At 66.9% G+C, this 15,680-nt stretch carries 16 protein-coding genes; 7 read left to right on the top strand and 9 right to left on the bottom strand.

The genetic code is table 11. The features are described from left to right. Positions 1 to 235: 235 nt before the first annotated feature. The 3 genes from Q8W67_RS07770 to Q8W67_RS07760 all read right to left on the bottom strand — a co-directional run bounded on the left by Q8W67_RS07770 (position 236) and on the right by Q8W67_RS07760 (position 4,989). Positions 236 to 1,165 carry a LysR family transcriptional regulator gene (locus Q8W67_RS07770; protein ID WP_370693838.1) on the bottom strand — a complete coding sequence of 310 codons (930 nt, stop codon included), beginning with the start codon at positions 1,163 to 1,165 and terminating at the stop codon, positions 236 to 238. A gap of 481 nt (positions 1,166 to 1,646) precedes the next feature. Further along, positions 1,647 to 3,407: a bifunctional diguanylate cyclase/phosphodiesterase gene (locus tag Q8W67_RS07765; RefSeq protein WP_305543563.1), complete on the bottom strand. Its 1,761-nt coding sequence runs from the start codon at positions 3,405 to 3,407 to the stop codon at positions 1,647 to 1,649. A gap of 103 nt (positions 3,408 to 3,510) precedes the next feature. After that, positions 3,511 to 4,989 (bottom strand): PAS domain-containing methyl-accepting chemotaxis protein, encoded by a 1,479-nt coding sequence (locus tag Q8W67_RS07760; protein ID WP_305543222.1) that lies wholly within the window; start codon positions 4,987 to 4,989, stop codon positions 3,511 to 3,513. Positions 4,990 to 5,268: 279 nt separating this feature from the next. On the opposite strand from Q8W67_RS07760, the gene Q8W67_RS07755 reads away from it, so the two are divergent. Continuing rightward, positions 5,269 to 6,273 (top strand): AraC family transcriptional regulator, encoded by a 1,005-nt coding sequence (locus Q8W67_RS07755; protein WP_305543219.1) that lies wholly within the window; start codon positions 5,269 to 5,271, stop codon positions 6,271 to 6,273. A 52-nt stretch (positions 6,274 to 6,325) separates the two neighbouring features. Here the strand turns inward: Q8W67_RS07755 and Q8W67_RS07750 are convergent, their stop codons facing one another. Both Q8W67_RS07750 and Q8W67_RS07745 read right to left on the bottom strand, forming a co-directional pair. After that, positions 6,326 to 7,903 carry a DHA2 family efflux MFS transporter permease subunit gene (locus Q8W67_RS07750; protein ID WP_305543216.1) on the bottom strand — a complete coding sequence of 526 codons (1,578 nt, stop codon included), beginning with the start codon at positions 7,901 to 7,903 and terminating at the stop codon, positions 6,326 to 6,328. Beyond that, the gene (locus Q8W67_RS07745; protein WP_305543185.1) at positions 7,900 to 8,973 is read right to left on the bottom strand and encodes an HlyD family secretion protein; all 1,074 of its coding nucleotides are present in this window, start codon (positions 8,971 to 8,973) and stop codon (positions 7,900 to 7,902) included. Before Q8W67_RS07745 ends, Q8W67_RS07750 begins: the two co-directional genes overlap by 4 nt. A gap of 219 nt (positions 8,974 to 9,192) precedes the next feature. Between Q8W67_RS07745 and Q8W67_RS07740 the strand changes: the two genes are divergently transcribed. Next, positions 9,193 to 9,879: a TetR/AcrR family transcriptional regulator gene (locus tag Q8W67_RS07740; RefSeq protein ID WP_305543183.1), complete on the top strand. Its 687-nt coding sequence runs from the start codon at positions 9,193 to 9,195 to the stop codon at positions 9,877 to 9,879. A gap of 439 nt (positions 9,880 to 10,318) precedes the next feature. Here the strand turns inward: Q8W67_RS07740 and Q8W67_RS07735 are convergent, their stop codons facing one another. The 4 genes from Q8W67_RS07735 to Q8W67_RS07720 form a co-directional block, all read right to left on the bottom strand. Further along, entirely contained in the window at positions 10,319 to 11,137 is an 819-nt protein-coding gene (locus Q8W67_RS07735) for a universal stress protein (protein WP_305543181.1), read from the bottom strand. A 284-nt stretch (positions 11,138 to 11,421) separates the two neighbouring features. After that, complete coding sequence (locus Q8W67_RS07730; RefSeq protein WP_305543179.1) at positions 11,422 to 11,778, bottom strand: cytochrome c; 357 nt, start codon at positions 11,776 to 11,778, stop codon at positions 11,422 to 11,424. Beyond that, complete coding sequence (locus tag Q8W67_RS07725) at positions 11,775 to 12,152, bottom strand: SPW repeat protein (RefSeq protein WP_305543177.1); 378 nt, start codon at positions 12,150 to 12,152, stop codon at positions 11,775 to 11,777. The genes Q8W67_RS07730 and Q8W67_RS07725 overlap by 4 nt, the downstream gene beginning before the upstream one ends. Positions 12,153 to 12,246: 94 nt before the next feature. Further along, positions 12,247 to 12,486 (bottom strand): biotin/lipoyl-containing protein, encoded by a 240-nt coding sequence (locus tag Q8W67_RS07720; RefSeq protein WP_305543175.1) that lies wholly within the window; start codon positions 12,484 to 12,486, stop codon positions 12,247 to 12,249. A 210-nt stretch (positions 12,487 to 12,696) separates the two neighbouring features. Here Q8W67_RS07720 and Q8W67_RS07715 point away from each other — a divergent pair, with 210 nt between their 5' ends. From Q8W67_RS07715 to Q8W67_RS07695, 5 genes are all read left to right on the top strand, one after another. After that, positions 12,697 to 13,209: a potassium channel family protein gene (locus Q8W67_RS07715; RefSeq protein ID WP_305543172.1), complete on the top strand. Its 513-nt coding sequence runs from the start codon at positions 12,697 to 12,699 to the stop codon at positions 13,207 to 13,209. 85 nt (positions 13,210 to 13,294) lie between these two features. Continuing rightward, positions 13,295 to 13,510 (top strand): hypothetical protein, encoded by a 216-nt coding sequence (locus tag Q8W67_RS07710; RefSeq protein WP_305543169.1) that lies wholly within the window; start codon positions 13,295 to 13,297, stop codon positions 13,508 to 13,510. A 10-nt stretch (positions 13,511 to 13,520) separates the two neighbouring features. Continuing rightward, positions 13,521 to 13,775, top strand: coding sequence for a hypothetical protein (locus Q8W67_RS07705; protein ID WP_305543166.1), 255 nt, complete (start codon positions 13,521 to 13,523; stop codon positions 13,773 to 13,775). Beyond that, entirely contained in the window at positions 13,772 to 15,112 is a 1,341-nt protein-coding gene (locus Q8W67_RS07700) for an NRAMP family divalent metal transporter (RefSeq protein WP_305543164.1), read from the top strand. Before Q8W67_RS07705 ends, Q8W67_RS07700 begins: the two co-directional genes overlap by 4 nt. A 65-nt stretch (positions 15,113 to 15,177) precedes the next feature. Continuing rightward, complete coding sequence (locus tag Q8W67_RS07695) at positions 15,178 to 15,642, top strand: histidine kinase (protein ID WP_305543162.1); 465 nt, start codon at positions 15,178 to 15,180, stop codon at positions 15,640 to 15,642. Positions 15,643 to 15,680 lie beyond the last annotated feature (38 nt).

Raw genomic sequence — 15,680 nt, 5'->3', positions numbered from 1 at the left:
TCGCTCGCATCGGCGAAGACGGGGGCCGGTTCGATGGCACGGTCCTGCGGGCTCACGGCATCCTCCTGGCCGGCGACCGTGGATGGTCCTGGGCCGGCGGCTCGCGGCGGTGATTTGCCGCCTTATGAGGCACGATCCCACCCTGCCGCTTTGCACGCCAATCGTGATTGCGAATGGAGGCCGATAAACGGGCCTTATCCCGGCCGCAGCGATCGCCGACCCGAGGCAGGACGAATCAGGCTTGGCGACCGCGGGCCCATCCTTCCGCGGCCTCCTGGGCAAGCTTGGCCGCCTCAGCCACGAACTGGCGATCCGGCCGCTTGGCGTAGGTAGCCGTGAAGGTCAGGTCCGAGAGCGTCTGCTCGGCCGGCAGGATGCGCAGCGCCCCGGAGGCCAGCTCTCCTTGGACGATGGCGGGGGGAATCACGCAGATGCCGAGCCCCTCGATGCCCATTTTCACGATGGTGGCGAGGGAGGCGCTCGTATGAATCTGGCTCGGCAGCAGGTTCGTCCGCAGCACGAGGTCGCGCAGCTCGACGTAGGGGCTGGTGTTCCTCGGATAGGTGATGAGCGGATGGGTCAGCAGGGCCCCCAGGCTGAGGGGCTCCTCCCCTGGCACGAGAGTGGGAGCGGCGACCCACGCCACGGGGGTGCTGAACAGGGGCCGGTTCACCAGGCTCGGGAGGGTAATCGGGCCGACAAGGAAAGCGAGGTCGATCTCGTTGGCGACCAGGGCCGCCTGCATGTTCGGCGAGATGTCGACGATGATATCGACGCTGATCCCGGGATAGGCCGTCCGCATCCGCTCGATGAAGCGCGACAGCCATAGGTGGACGATGGTTTCGGAGACGCCGAGCCTCAAGGTGCCCCTGGTTCGGCCGGTCTCGTTCAGGACCGCGCCCATCTCCGCTTGGAGGGCCAGGAAGCGTTCGGCGAAGCCGAGCAGGACCCGGCCCCTCTCCGTCAGCGCGACATCGCGGCTGCGGCGCTCGAACAGAGTCCCGTATTCGTGCTCCAGGGCGGCGATGCGTTGCGAGACGGCGGGCTGGGTCGTATTCACCTGCTCGCTCGCCCGGCGGAAGCTGGACAGTTTCGCGACCCAGTAGAAGACTTCGAGGCTTCGAAAATCGGCCATTGCGCGCCCGCCCCACGTCCCTGAGTCCATGGTGTCCGGTCGAGTGGCCCCGTTGGTCTGGCGGCGTTGCCATTATGAGCGGAGCTAATCGAGCCTGAGACACGCCACGTTCGGCGATCTCGCGCCATACCGGGTTGCTTCGCTCCACTGGAAATGACGGAGGGAGGCCAAGGCGAGTTATTCCGACAGGACCCACAAGATGCAAATCCGGCTCGGGATCGGCCGGGCCAGCGTCTACTACCGTCCCTTGAATGGGAAGGCCGCGTGCGAGGGGGCCCGTCGCCGCGTGCAATCGGTTGCACTGGCCGAGTTCGACAACCGGCAAACGACCGCTTGGGGTGAGGAACCGTCCGTCTGCATTCGCGTGGGAAAACGAGAGAGGCGGGCTCGGCAGCAGGAGTGGCTATTTACGCAAGAGAATGATTATGCCGGTAGCCTCTCGCCTGTTGACGATCAGAAAATACCCTCCGGCAGAGGCACTTGGCCGAATCCAGGGTAACGCGTGCGGTGATCAGCGGCCCTGATCGTTGCCCACCGAGCCTGGGCGGGACCGAACGTAGGCGCGGGCGCGCTCCGCCGTCAGCGGTCGGCTTAACAGGAAACCCTGGACCTGATTGCAGCCCTCGCGTCGCACGAGCTCGAGTTGCTCGGCAGTCTCCACCCCCTCGGCAACGATCCCCATTCCCAAGCGCTCACCGATACTGACGACCGCGCGCACGATAGCCGCCGCGTTCGGGTCGGCGATGTCGCGGATGAACGACCGGTCGATCTTGATCTTGTCAAAAGGGAAGCGGCGCAGATAGCTCAGACTCGAGTAGCCGGTGCCGAAATCATCGAGCGCCACCAGGACGCCGATCGCGCGCAGCCGGTGCAGGCAGGCAAGCACGTTGTCCGCATCCTGCATCAGGACGCTCTCGGTCACTTCAAGCTTCAGCCGTGAGGCCGGCAAGCCGCTCGTAGCCAGCGCCTGCATCACGGCCAGTTCGAGTCCGTCGCGCCGCATTTGGACGGCCGAGATGTTGACAGCCACACGGACATGCGGCGGCCAGTGTGTCGCCTCACGGCAGGCCTCCTGAAACGCCCAGCTGCCGAGGGGGACGATCAGCCCGGTCTCCTCCGCCACCGGGATGAAGGCGCTCGGCCCGATCTCGCCGTGGACGGGGTGTTGCCAACGCATCAGCGCCTCCAGGCTGACGACCGCACCGGTATTCGCGTCGATCACCGGCTGGTAGACGAGCCGGAACTCGCCGCGTCGGATTGCCTCCTTCATGTCGAGGCCGAGGTGACTGCGCGTCGCGATGCGACGCCCGACTTCCGGACAGAACGCCCGGTAGGTGTTGCGGCCGCTCGCCTTGGCCTCGTAAAGGGCTATGTCGGCCCGCTTGAACAATTCGTCCGCGCCCAGGCCATCGTTGGCCGCCACCACGATGCCGATGCTGACGCCGACCTCGACGATCTGTCCGTCGAGGTCGACAGGCTCGCTCAGCGCCGCGATCAGCCGTTCGGCCACGCATTCGGCAGAGTGGGCTTCGTCGAGAGACGTGAGCACGACGGCAAACTCGTCGCCGCCGAGTCGAGCTACGGTATCGCAGGACCGCAGGACCGCCCGCATGCGCGCCGCGGTCACCCGCAGCAATGCGTCGCCAGCGGGGTGGCCGAGGCTGTCGTTGATGGCCTTGAACCGGTCGAGGTCGCAGGCGAGCACGGCGAAGTGGCTGCGCGTGCGGGCCGCGTGCGCGACGGCCTGATCGAGGCGGTCGCGGAACAGGGATCGGTTCGGCAGCCCCGTCAGGACATCGTGCAGGGCTCTGTGACGGATCTCATCTTCCGCCTCGCGACGCGCGGTGATGTCCCGCAGGGCGGCCACGCAGCCGATGATCTGCCCGCTTCGCGGATCGTCGACCCCGCGTACCGAGGCCTCGATCCAGACGAAGTGCCCCTCCCTATGCCGATGGCGCACGCTGCACACCGTCCGGACTTCCGGACCGCCGAGGATCCCGGTCCAATGCTCGGCGAAGACGTGGATATCGTCCGGATGGATGAAGTCGACGGGGCTTGTCCCGACTAGGTCATGAGGATCGTAACCGAGCACGACGAGCGCAGCCGGCGAGACGTAGAGGCACTGCATGTCGGGGGCGCCGAGAACGATCACATCGTTCGTGTGCTCGGCCAGGAGGCGGAAGAGGCGCTCACTGTGCCCGACGATGGCGCCCAGGGACGGCCACGCGCAGGACGAGGTCGGCGCGGCGAGCGCATCCGCAGGACAATCCATGACGTGGTTGGGCATCGTCGGGCTGCCATGAACCAGCTGCGCGTCGGCGAACGGGGCGGATTGGGCGGGATAATGGCGAAGCGCCAGCGGATGCGGTTCGACGCTAGGCGATCTCTCCTGAGATCTTGCGCACGCGCTGCGTGATTTGATCCACTTGGAACATCGTGTCGGCGATCGCACCGATACTGCTGGCTATATGAGTCGTCCCCTTCGAGGCGGTTTGCATCGACCCGGAAATCTCGCGCGTGACAGTGGCCTGCTCCTCGACGGCAGCCGCGATTGCAGCCGAGACATGGTTCAGTTTCTCGATTGTCGCCTGGATCGTGCTGATGGCATCGACCGCCTTGCCGGTGGCGTCACGGGTCGCGCCGATCCTCGCGCGGATCTCGTCGGTGGCCTTCGCGGTCTGCCCGGCGAGCGCCTTGACCTCCGCGGCGACGACAGCGAAGCCCTTGCCCGCCTGTCCGGCCCGTGCGGCCTCGATTGTGGCGTTGAGGGCGAGCAGATTGGTTTGCTCGGCGATGGTCTGGATCAGGCTCACGACCTCGCCGATCTGTTCCGCCTGCTCGCTCAGGCCGATCACGATCGCGCCGGTCTGCTGTGACTGAACGACCGCCTTCCGGGACATCTCGGAAGCCTGGATGACCTGCTGGCTGATCTCGGTCACGGAGGCCGCGAGATCCTCCGCTCCGGAGGCCACCGTCTGGATGTCCCGCGAAACCCGTTCCACCGTGCTGGCCGCGTCGCTGCTCTGATTGGTGACGCCGCTGACCGCATCACCGATCCGGTTGAGCTCGCCGGTGATCACGCATCCCGCCTCGGCGCGGCGCTGCTGCTCGCGCACGCGCGAGGTGATGTCGGTGGCGAGCTTCACCACCCGGAATACGTGGCCGCGCGTATCGAGGATGGGATTGTAGGTTGCCTGAATCCAGACTTCGCGGCCCCCATTGCCGATGCGCCTGTACTCCGCCGACTGGAATTCGCCCCGCATCAGCGCTTGCCAGAACATGTGGTAGTCGGCGCTTCCGCGTTCGGCCGGATCGACGAAGAGGCTGTGGTGACGGCCCCGGATCTCGTCGAGCCGATATCCCAACGCGTCGAGGAAATTCGGGTTGGCGTCCTCGATCGTGCCGTCCGCGGCGAAGACGATCACAGCCTGTGAAAGGCCGAAGGCCGCAATTCGCTGTTCGGCGTCGAGGCTGCGCAGCTTCTGCTCGGTGATGTCCGTTGCGAACTTCACGATCTTCTCGACCCGGCCCCCGCGTCCGAGCACCGGGTTGTAGCTGCCCCGGATCCACACCTCGCGCCCGTCCTTGGCCACACGCAGGAACTCGGCGCTGCGGAAGGTGCCCCGGCGCAGATCATCCCACAGGGCTTGGTAGGCAGCATCGTTCCGCTCGGTGGGCGGCACGAAAAAGCTGTGGTGGCGTCCCCGCACCTCAGCCAAGCTGTATCCCATGGTTGTCAGGAAGTTGTCGTTGGCCGTCAGAACGGTCCCGTCCGGGCTGAATTCGATAACTGCCTGCGAGCGGTTCAGCGCGGCCAGCGTGGCGCGTGACGTACGGGATTGAAGATTCAGCATCGCAGAGGCCCCGCTCAAACAGCTAATCCGGACGAGGTCCCATTGTTGCACCTCGAAATCTTACGATATATCCTAGCTGCACGAGGTTATAGACTTGTTAAAAAGAGCCTCCGCGCAAAAATGATAGGCTTATGCGCAATTATTATAGAGAAACTATTGTATTATATCTCAATTTTTTCCTTCACGGGACTTGCGCAAACGTCCCGTCCGTCTACGAGGCGATAAGACGGTCGCCTGTTGGTCGAACCGGAAAGGTGTGTGTCTGGATATTGGATTGACATGACGGCAGGTCAGGAGCGCCTGGATCGGGCCACGTGGCGGTCACAGGCTCAATTCGCGGCGCGTATCGCCTCTTTGCGTCAGCTTCGCGCCTTCAACGACACGGGCGGCATCGCGGTTCATTTCGATGTCATGCAGTCCACGAAGCCGGACATCGAGATCTCCGGCAGTCAAAGCGAGGTGCTGAGCTTCTGGGAGACGCGCTCGGCGAGCGGCTTCATTACTCAACCCAAATTCGCCGCCCAGCTCGTGACTGTCCGGTTCGTCACGAGCGGCCACATCGTCTACGCGCACCGGCACGGAGACATCCTCGGTTCGACGACGCATGCGACGCTGGCCGGCTTCGAGGATCTCAACGAGGTTCGCGCTTCGAGCGCGTTCAGCGCGGTCAGCGGAACGATTGCGGTCAACACCCTTGCGGCCGCGAACGAGGCGCTGACGGGCAGCGACCACCCGGGGCTTCCCCAACTCGCACCGGTTGCCGAGATGAGCACGCCCGGCATGGCGGCCTTGTTCTGCACGGTCCGGCTGATTCAGCGCCGGATCCAGGAACTGGATCGAAGCGCCGATCTCGTCTTTCCCTTGCTTCAGGAGGTCATGAGCTATCAGCTGCTCTCGGCCTGGCCGAAGCGTGTTGAGGTGAAGGCTGCCGGCGCGCCACACGTTCCGTCTCAGCGGCTCCGACTGGCGATCGATTATATCGATGCGAATCTACAGAATAGACTTACTTTGTCTGAAATCGCATCCGTGACCGGAGTCAGCGTTCGATCGCTGCAGGAAAATTTCCGAAAGGAAATCGGGCGAACCCCGATCCAACTCATCATCGAGCGACGGCTGGAGCGCGCCCACACGGATCTGACTTCTACTGAAAAATCCACATGGTCCATTGCTGAAATTGCGCGACATTGGGGCTTTGTCCACATCAGCGACTTTGGGCAGCGCTATCGCCGGCTCTATGGCTGCACCCCATCCGACACACGCCGTGAATCTGGTCGCGGCTTCTGAGAATTGCGGAGCAAGCGGGGACGTCCCAGGGCGTGATGGTGGAGCAGCGGCCTCAATGAGCCTCGATCGGACCCGAGGACCGCTGCGGCTTCTTCAGGATGGCAACCACGGCCAAGCTGAGCACGAGGCTGACGCCGACGAGGTAGAATCCATCCGCGTAGGCCATGACATAGGCCTCGCGCCGGACCTGGGCGGCGAGCATGGCGATCGCGGCGCCCTTCGCGGCCGCCTGGTCGGCGATGTGGCCGTGCAGGCCCGCGGCCAGGGCGGAGACGCGCTCCTGCGTGCGCGTCGCGTTCACCGTGATCGCCTCGGCCAGCACCGAGAAGTGCATATGCTCGCGCCGGTCGATCATCGTCGACAGCATCGCGATGCCGATGGAGCCGCCGAGGTTGCGCATCATGTTCGACAGCGCCGAAGCGTCGGCGGTGTCACGAGGCGCGAGGCCCGCCGTCGAGAGCTGCGAGAGCGGGATTGTGAAGAGCGGCTGGCCGATGGCCCGCAGGAGCTGGGGAAGGATGAGCTGGTCGGCACCGACATCGTGGGTCAGCCCGACGTTGATCCAACAGCTCGCGATGAAGAACAGTGTTCCCGCGACGACCAGCAGCCGGGCATCGAAGATGCGCATGATCAGCGGCATCATCGGGAACAGCAGCAACTGCGGCAGACCCGACCACATCACGACGTAGCCGATCTGCTGCGCGTTGTAGCCCTGGATCTGGGCGCAGTAGACCGGGATTATGTAGATCGAGCCGAACGACACGGCGCCCAGCACGGTCATCAGCACGCAGGCCCCTCCGACCGAGCGGTTGGCCAGCACCCTCAGGTTAATGAACGGACGCTCGGCCAAGAGCTCCCGCGCGATGAAGCCAGTGATGCCGACCGCCGCAAGCATGCTTGCCTGGACGATCATGGGAGAGCCGAACCAGTCCTTCCGCTGGCCTTCCTCCAGCACGTAGGTCAGGGACGGCAAGCCGATCGCCATCAGGCCGATGCCGATCCAGTCGCCTTTGAGCAGTTCGCCCCAGCGGGCCGGGACGCTGTCGAAGGCGCCGAGCTGGATTGCCGCGGCCAGAGGGCCGAAGATCAGGTTCAGGTAGAAGATGTAGTGCCAGGACAAATTGTCAGTAAGCCAGCCGCCGACCGTGGGACCGATCGCCGGGGCGAACGTCGCCGTCAGGCCGAACATCGCGATGCCGATCGGTTGTTGGGCCTTCGAGAGCCGCGTGCGCACGATGACGATGGCGGTGGGGATCAGCACGCCCCCCGTGAAGCCCTGGCCGGCCCGGAACAGGATCATCTGACTCAAGGAGGTAGAGAGCGCACAGGCGAGCGAGAAGCCCGTGAACAGCATCGTGTTAACCGCGAGGTAGCGGCGCAGCCCGATCACCGAGGACAGCCACCCGGTCAGAGGGATCACGATGATCTCGGCCATCAGGTAGGCGGTCGAGATCCAGCTTCCCTCCTCGGTTGAGGCGCCGAGCGCGCCCTGGATATCGGCGAGCGAGGCGTTGGTGATCTGGATGTCCAGGATGGCCGTGAACGCCCCCAGGATGGCGCCGAACACAGCGAGCCAGTCGCGCCCGCTCGCCCTACCGGGAGCGGCCAAAGGCGCCGCAGCCGCACTCATCGCGGCAGCGCCTCGCTGACGAGCGCCGGGCGCGTCCTCCCGTGGCGTGGCTCGGCTCGCTCGACGGGATCCTGCGTGTGAACGGTCGCCTCGACCGAGAGACCGGGACGCAGCCGCGCGAGCATCGGGTCCGTGTCGTCCAGGGCGATGCGCACGGGCACGCGTTGCACCACCTTGGTGAAGTTGCCGGTGGCATTCTCCGGGGGCAGCAGCGCGAATTGCGAGCCGGTGCCGGGCGCGAAGCTGTCGACCCGCCCCCCGAATTCGTGGTCGCCGAACATGTCGACCGTGAAGGTGACCCGCTGACCCTCGACGATCCGGCCGGTCTGCGTCTCTTTGAAGTTGGCCACGAGGTAGAGGTCGCGGCCCATCGGAACGACGGTCAGCAGTCCGGTGCCGGCGGAGACGAACTGCCCGACACGCGCCGAACGGTCGCCGACCACGCCGTCGGCGGGTGCCGTAATGGTTGTATAGGTCAGGTTGAGCTTTGCCTGCTCAACCTTCGCCTGCGCGGCCTCCAGGCTCGCACGGGCGCTGCCCTCCAGCGCCTTGAAGCTCTCGACCTGCTTCTTGGCCGCTTCCAACGAGGCAAGCGCCTTGTCGTGGGCTGCCCGCTTTTGACGTAGGTCCGCATCCGCCTGCTGCTGCCGCTGCACCGTGCCTGACCCGGTCTGCAGGAGATTCTGGTAGCGCGCGTATTCCTTGCCGGCGAAGTCCAGGGCGGCGTCCGTGTTCTCGACCTCGGCGCGCGCTGACTCGACCTGCGCCATCTGCTGGGTGATGGCGGCGGCGGTGCCGAGGAGTTGGGCGCGGCTCTTCTCGACCTCGGCGTCGGCCTGCTTGAGCATGATGCGATACTCGCGGTCGTCGAGGCGCGCGACCACGTCACCGGCCTTCACAGGCTGATTGTCGCCGACCATCACCTCGGCGACGTGACCGGCGACGCGCGAGGCAACCGTCACCTTGTCGGCCTGCAGGTAGGCGTCCTCGGTCGTCTCCAGGAACCGCCCGACCGTCCACCAGTGCCAGCCGTAGGTGCCGCCGCCGCCCAGTGCAGTCAGGAGAGCCAAGGCAACGATCAGACGCCCCTTCCGACGCTTGCGCACCGGTGCGGTGATCAACACAGGGGTGGACGGCGCTTCCCCTTTGGTTTGGGCCACCGCCGGCCCGGACGCAGGATCAGGCTTGGGATTGTCGCCGGAACGAGGTTGCATCGGTGTGGCCAACAACAAAACGATACGGTATGGTTGTAATAAGCTGACCGAGCGCGGTCGACAAGGAGAAATTTCATGACGCCGGTTGAGGTCATGGAGACGAAGGAGCCGCCGAGGCGCGGCACCGGTGGGCGTCCGACACGTGAGGAGGCCGTGCGACGGGATGCGCGCATCGTCGAGGTGGCCACGCAGCTGTTCATCGAGCGCGGCTTCGACGGGACCTCCATCGACGCGGTCGCGGAGGTCGCCGGCGTGAGCAAGCCGACGCTCTACGCGCGCTACCGCGACAAGCGCGCCTTGTTCGAAGCGGTGCTGAACGAACGCGTCCGGGAGTGGCTCGCTCCGCTGTCTGCGGTGGCCGAGACGCAGGCGCTCCTGGCAGAACCCAAGGATGCCGCAACGGTGCTGGATGAGCTGAGCCGCACCTTGCTCGCCCGTTCGCTTGATCCTGGGGCGGCCGCGCTCACGCGTTGCATCGCCGCCCAGGCGCTGCAGTTCCCGGACCTCGCGAAGCTCGCCTACGAAGAGGGCTGGATGCGTGGCGTGCGGGCGGTCGGCCAGCTTCTGGACGTACTGGCCGCGCAGGGTCAGATCGCCGTCGACGACGCCGAGATCGCCGCCGACCTATTCCTCAACCTCATCCTCGGTCGCAGTTCGAAGCAGGCTCTCTACGGCATCGAGGTCGACCCGGAGGCACAGGAGAAACGTCGGCGCGCTGCGGTCGCGCTCTTCCTTGCCGGCGTCCACCCCGATCGCACGTGAGGAGCACGCCATCGCCGGCGCAATGACGCAGTGAAGGGCCCATGATGCATTCGGATGCTGTCAGGCGGCAGCGAGATTGTCATAGAGGCGTCCCTTAACGGGATCTCTCGTCGGCACCAGCGGGAATCCCGCAACAAGCCGGCGGGCACGCCGCGGGATCCGAGCCCGCACCCCGAGCAGGGTGGCCGAGGTTGCCCTCGGCTTGCGGATCATCCCACCGGGCCGAAGCCTCCGGGTACGATTTCGGGCGGCATCCCACCCGGGAAGCCGAGCGGTTCGTTCGGCGATGGCATGTTTTCCGGCTCCGGAAGTGGCACGGCGAGGGGCTCTGGGAGCGAGTCCGGAGCCGGCTCCGGCGGGCGCGAAGGGGAGGGGAGCGGGAAGGTCGGGCTTGGCGCCCCGGGGTTGAATGGGTCGGACATGAGGGATTCCGCGCGATTCAATGAGACATCAGGCAGCAAACCGGCGCCTTCGCCAGCAGGTCGCGCGTGACCCCGCCGAAGAACCACTCCCGCAGGCGGCTGTAGCCGTAGGCGCCGGTGACGATCAGGTCGGCGCCGAGCTCGGCCGCACGCTTCTGCATCTCGTCCGCGACGGTCCAACCCGAGGGAGACGCCAGGACCGCGCTCGCCTGGACGTCATGGAGGGACAGGTAGTGGACCACGTCCTCGACCTCGGCCCGGCTCTCGCCTTCGGTGACCCGCAGCACCTGGACCGCCTCGGCACGCCTCAGCACGGGCATCGCGTCGGATACGGCCCGGCGCGTCTGAGACGAGTTCTTCCAGCCGAGGATGATGCGCTCCGCCGCCACGTGCTCGACGCCGGGCGGAACGACCAGAACGGGCCGGCCCAGGCCCATCAGCACATCCCCCATCGCGAAGGTCACGCTGGGATCGACCCCTTCGTCCTCTTCGTGACGCCCGACGACGACGAGATCGGCCGCCAGCACCTGCCGCTCCAGGTAGCGGATGGGATGATCGAAGTCCGCGCGCCACTCGACGCGCCCATAGGGAAGCGCGGCATCCCGGAAGACCTGTTCGGCGCCCAGAAGCTTGCCGCGAGCCGCAAGACGGACCTCCTCGAAGATCAGGTCCATGGGAGCGGCCGTCTCGCCATAGTATTGCGGATAATCCGGCATGCAGGCGGCGACGCCGACAAGGCGCGCGCTGAAGCGTTCCGCAAGGTCCGCAGCGAGGCGGACCCGCGCCGAAGCATGGCGCCCGTCATCGACCGCGACCATGATGCTTGCATAGGACATGGGGCCGTCCCTCAGACCGGAAGCCGTGCGCGTCACGATGCGGCGCTCCCGGGAGCGCGGCCTTGATCTGCCTCAATCCCGAGTCGGTCCCTTCGGGGAACCGCTGGCAGGAAACGGGAAGACGCGATGAAGCGCGCACCTGTCGGACCGGGTCGGGCTTCCGGCCCCGGGGACGGCGAACCGGGCATCGGTGACACCGATATCGCCCAGAAGCATGGGATCGGGAGCAGGGGATCGGGAGCAGGGGATGGCGCAGTACCGCTTTCGCTCACCCGCACGCGGCCTCAAGGCCTCGCCGCCTCAGGGTCCTCGAGGCTGAGGATGTAGTCGATGACCGCATCCATCTCCTCGCGGTCCAGCTGCAGGCTCGGCATTCGCTGGTGGTGGCTCTGGAGGAAGACGTTGAGGGCCATGCCGGTCGTCGACGGCATCTTGGCGATCTCCACGAAGGACGGCCCGATGAACCCGCCCGCTTGCGGCTCGCGCCCGATCACGTGGCATCGGCTGCAGAGCTGCGAGGCCACGGCCCGGCCCCGGACACGATGGTCTTCAGCCGGGGTGGCGGCCGCAAGGGGGGTGCAGGCCGCAAGTAGGCCGGCGAGGACCATCGCGCTGAGGAAGCGGGAGGGCACCGGCGTCATCGCGTCCCTGCATGATTCAGGGAGGCCGCAGCCGCCGCGACGGTCGCGGCTCCGAAGATCGTGTGCACCCAGGTCCCGGCATCGTTCGCGGCGAATCCGAGCGCCCAGGGTGCGATGAGGGTCCAGGCGCCGATCAGCGCGATCGCCCGCTCGATCACGGCGCGGAACCGGAGCTGGCTCGCGGCCGACAGTCCGAAGATCAGCAGGCCGGGCAGGAGGGCCGACGAGGCGGCGCGGTCCTGGTCCATGATCGCGAGTCCCCAGGCCGCGAGGACGAGGACGGAGCCGATGGCGTGCTGGGCGAGGCCGAGAAGAACTTCGTCGCTTCCCGATCCCGACGGCGAGGGCCTCATGCGCAGTTCGATCCGGGACACGATCGGCCTCCGATAGGGTGGACGTTTTCTGGATCAGCCAGGGCCGACGGGCCGCCGCGTTGATCCGTGTCAAACACGGTGCCGCAGTCAGGCTTCACGCATGGACCTCGGCGATAACGCAGCCGGGATCGACGACCTCACGTGCCTGCGCCACGACATCCAGTCGGCCGCTCGTCGGGGACACGATCTCGTGCAGCGCCTCGCCGATCCTGACGGCAGCGACGGCCTGTCCGGCACGGACCAGCGTGCCGTCCTCGACGAGCCACTGCTCCAAGATGCCCTCGGGCAAGATGGCGGTGGCCCAGAGTTCCTCGGATACGCGAACGTCCGGCATGGCGCCCTCTCCCTGCGGGCGCCCCGCAGCGGGACGCCACGGCCACGCAACACCCTCCGGACGATGGCCACCTTGATCTGGATCACCCTCGATCCGGATCCGCCCTTGCGGCGCCGGTCTGCCGGGCGGCGGGGCGCCTTGAGGCATGTCAAGGAGGACATCCCGGCGGGGATGCAACCCTGTGCGCGACCGACCCTTCGGGACAGCGCCATGCTCCTCGCCATGACGGCCAGCGTCGTCCTCGTCGTCTCCACAATCCTGGTGCTCTACGAGACGCTGCGGCTGACATCCGAGCACCTGTCGGATCTGCCGATCCCGCCGCGTGCTCGCATCCTCGCCGTGGTGCTGGTGACCTTCGTCGGGCACACCGTCGCGGTCTGGATCTATGCCGGCGCCTACTGGCTGCTTGTGCTCCGGCTCGGCATCGGCGCCTTCGCCGGCACGCCGGTCACCTCCTTCGAGGACTGCCTCTATTTCTCCGTGGTGGCGTACACATCCCTCGGCTTCGGCGACCACTTCCCGACCTCGCATACCCGCCTGCTCGCCGGCGTCGAGGCGCTCAACGGCCTGCTCCTGATCGGATGGTCGGCCTCGTTCACATACCTGGCGATGGAGCGGTACTGGCCGCTGCACGGGAAGGCGCACGCCCATCGGTCCGCCAAGACCGGCCTCGACCTCGAACCTGGTCGGGAACGGCTCTTCCCGCCGCCCCCGGGAGCCTGAGCGCGCCGCGATCCTTGCGCTGGATCAAGGCCGCCGGTCCCGGCAGCGCCCACGGTCGACCGCCTGTGGGAAACGGAGCGCCGTGATGCGGAACTTCCTCGTCACCTTCCTCAAGATTGTTGCGGATGACAGCGGTCACGACCACCGCGTCCCGCAGTTGCAGGCCGTCGTGTCCGCCTGCTCCGAGGACGCCGCGGCCGATGCGGCCAAGGCGCTGTTCTGCGAAGCCGCCGGCATCGTCGACTGGCGGCTGCGGGCCGATACCTGGGACGTCGTCGAACTGACCGAACTGGTCGCCTGAGGAGATCGCGATGAGCCACGACCTGATAGAACCCGTGCATTGGCAGGGCCGGCAATGGGCCGTGACCGGCTACGGTATCGAGGCCTTGGACGGGATGTATCACATTCCGTTCTCCGAGATCCCCGATGGGAGCGAGGGGCGGGTGTCTTGGCTCGACGATCTCTGGCGGCGGTACGGCACCGACCGGGACGACCTGGCCGCGGCCCTGAAGGTGGCCCGTTCGATCCAGGCGGGATTGCGCGACGGACGACAATCAGCGGCATGAGTGCTCCGACGCCCACGCTCTCCGTCCCGCTGGAGGAGCAGGATCCCGAGGCGCCGAGCCCCGCGGTCGGCCCCTCGAAACCCCGCCTGCTGCGCGTGCTCGGTCCGGGCCTGATCACCGGCGCCTCGGACGACGATCCGAGCGGCATCGCCACCTATGGGCAGGCCGGGGCGCAACTCGGCTACGCCCTGTGCTGGACCATGCTCTACAGCCTGCCGCTGATGGCGGCGGTCCAGATGGTCTCGGCACGGATCGGTCGCACCACCGGCCACGGCATCGCCGGCGTGTTGCGCCAGCACTACCCGAACGCCCTGCTGCAGGCGGTGGTGCTGCTGCTGCTCGTCGCCAACATCCTGAACCTCGGCGCCGACCTCGGGGCCATGGCCGACGCCCTGGACCTGCTGCTGCCCGGTCCACGCTGGCTCTACGTCGTCCTGTTCGCCGGCATCTGCACGTTCATGCAGCTCGTCCTCCGGTACGCGCGCTACGTCGCCGTCCTGAAATGGCTGACGCTCAGCCTGTTCGCCTATCTCGCCGTGGTGATCTTCGCGCGCGTCTCGTGGTGGGAGCTGGCCCTGGCCATGGCGCTGCCGCGCATCGACCTCAGCGGACCGGGCCTGACCACGCTGGTCGCGCTGTTCGGCACGACGATCAGCCCATATCTGTTCTTCTGGCAGGCGGCCGAAGAGGCCGAGGACCTGCACGCCTATCCGCGCCGCCGCGACCTCCTGCATGCACCGGAACAGGGCAGGGAAGCCCTGCATCGGATCGAGGTCGACACGATCGTGGGCATGACCTTCTCCAACTTCGTGGCGCTCGCCATCATGGTCACCACGGCCGCGGTGCTGCATCCCCACGGAATCACCGACATCCAGACATCGGCCCAGGCCGCCGAGGCCCTACGCCCGTTCGCGGGCCCGTTCTCCGCGACGGTCTTCGCCCTCGGCATCGTCGGGACCGGCCTGCTGGCGGTGCCGGTTCTGGCCGGTTCGGCGGCCTACGCGGTCGGCGAGGCGCAACACTGGCCGGTCGGGTTCGGCCGCCGCATGCTGGAGGCCCGCGCCTTCTACGGCACCGTCGCCCTGGCCACGCTGGTCGGCATGATCATCAGCCTCGGCGCGGTCGACCCGATCCGGGCGCTGTACTGGAGCGCGGTGGTCAACGGCGTCATCGCGGTGCCGATCATGGCAGTGATGATGCTGGCCGCTGCACGCCCCGACATCATGGGCGCCTTCGCGGTGCGCGGGCCGCTCCGGCTGCTCGGCTGGGCGGCCACGGCCTGCATGTTTCTGGCGGTCCTCGCCATGGTCGGCATGGCCGTGCGTCCGTTGACATAGCGCAAGGCGCGCCTGTCTGCCTGGGCCATCCTGGCACCGTCGCAATCGGGAACGGGAGGCACGGGATGCAGCTGGATGGAATGGGAAACGGGCCGACCGTGCTTGTGGCGGAGCCGCAGGCACTGCCGGGCATGTGGCTCGAGGACATGCTGACCGATGCCGGCTGCGCGGTCAGCGGCCCTTACGCCAGCTGCGATGACGCGGCCGGGAGCCTGGACGACGTCCGGCCGGATTTCGCGATCGTCAGCATCGACCTGAACCGCGGCTCCTGCTTCCCGCTCGCCTGCGAATTGCGCCGGCGGGGCGTCCCGTTCGCGCTGATCTCCGGAAATGCGCAGGTCCCACGCGCCTTCGCCGACGTGCCCGTGTTCGATCGGCTCTTCGACGCACGAATGATGATCGAGACGGTCGCGGCCTGCTCGGTGAACCCGGGCTGCCGGGGCGGCCCTCGGCCCTGCCCGATACGGAGCCGCATCGAGACGGGAGAAGGTATTGCGCTGGATCAATGTCCGACGGCTTGCCGCGCCTAGCGTCCGCTCCGGGCCCGTCAGGGCCTCAACATGACCAC

The sequence above is a fragment of the Methylobacterium sp. NEAU K genome (assembly GCF_030700285.1).
Classification (GTDB): Bacteria; Pseudomonadota; Alphaproteobacteria; order Rhizobiales; family Beijerinckiaceae; genus Methylobacterium.
Note: the sequence above shows the minus strand (reverse complement) of the source record. Positions and strands in the feature narration are given on the sequence as shown.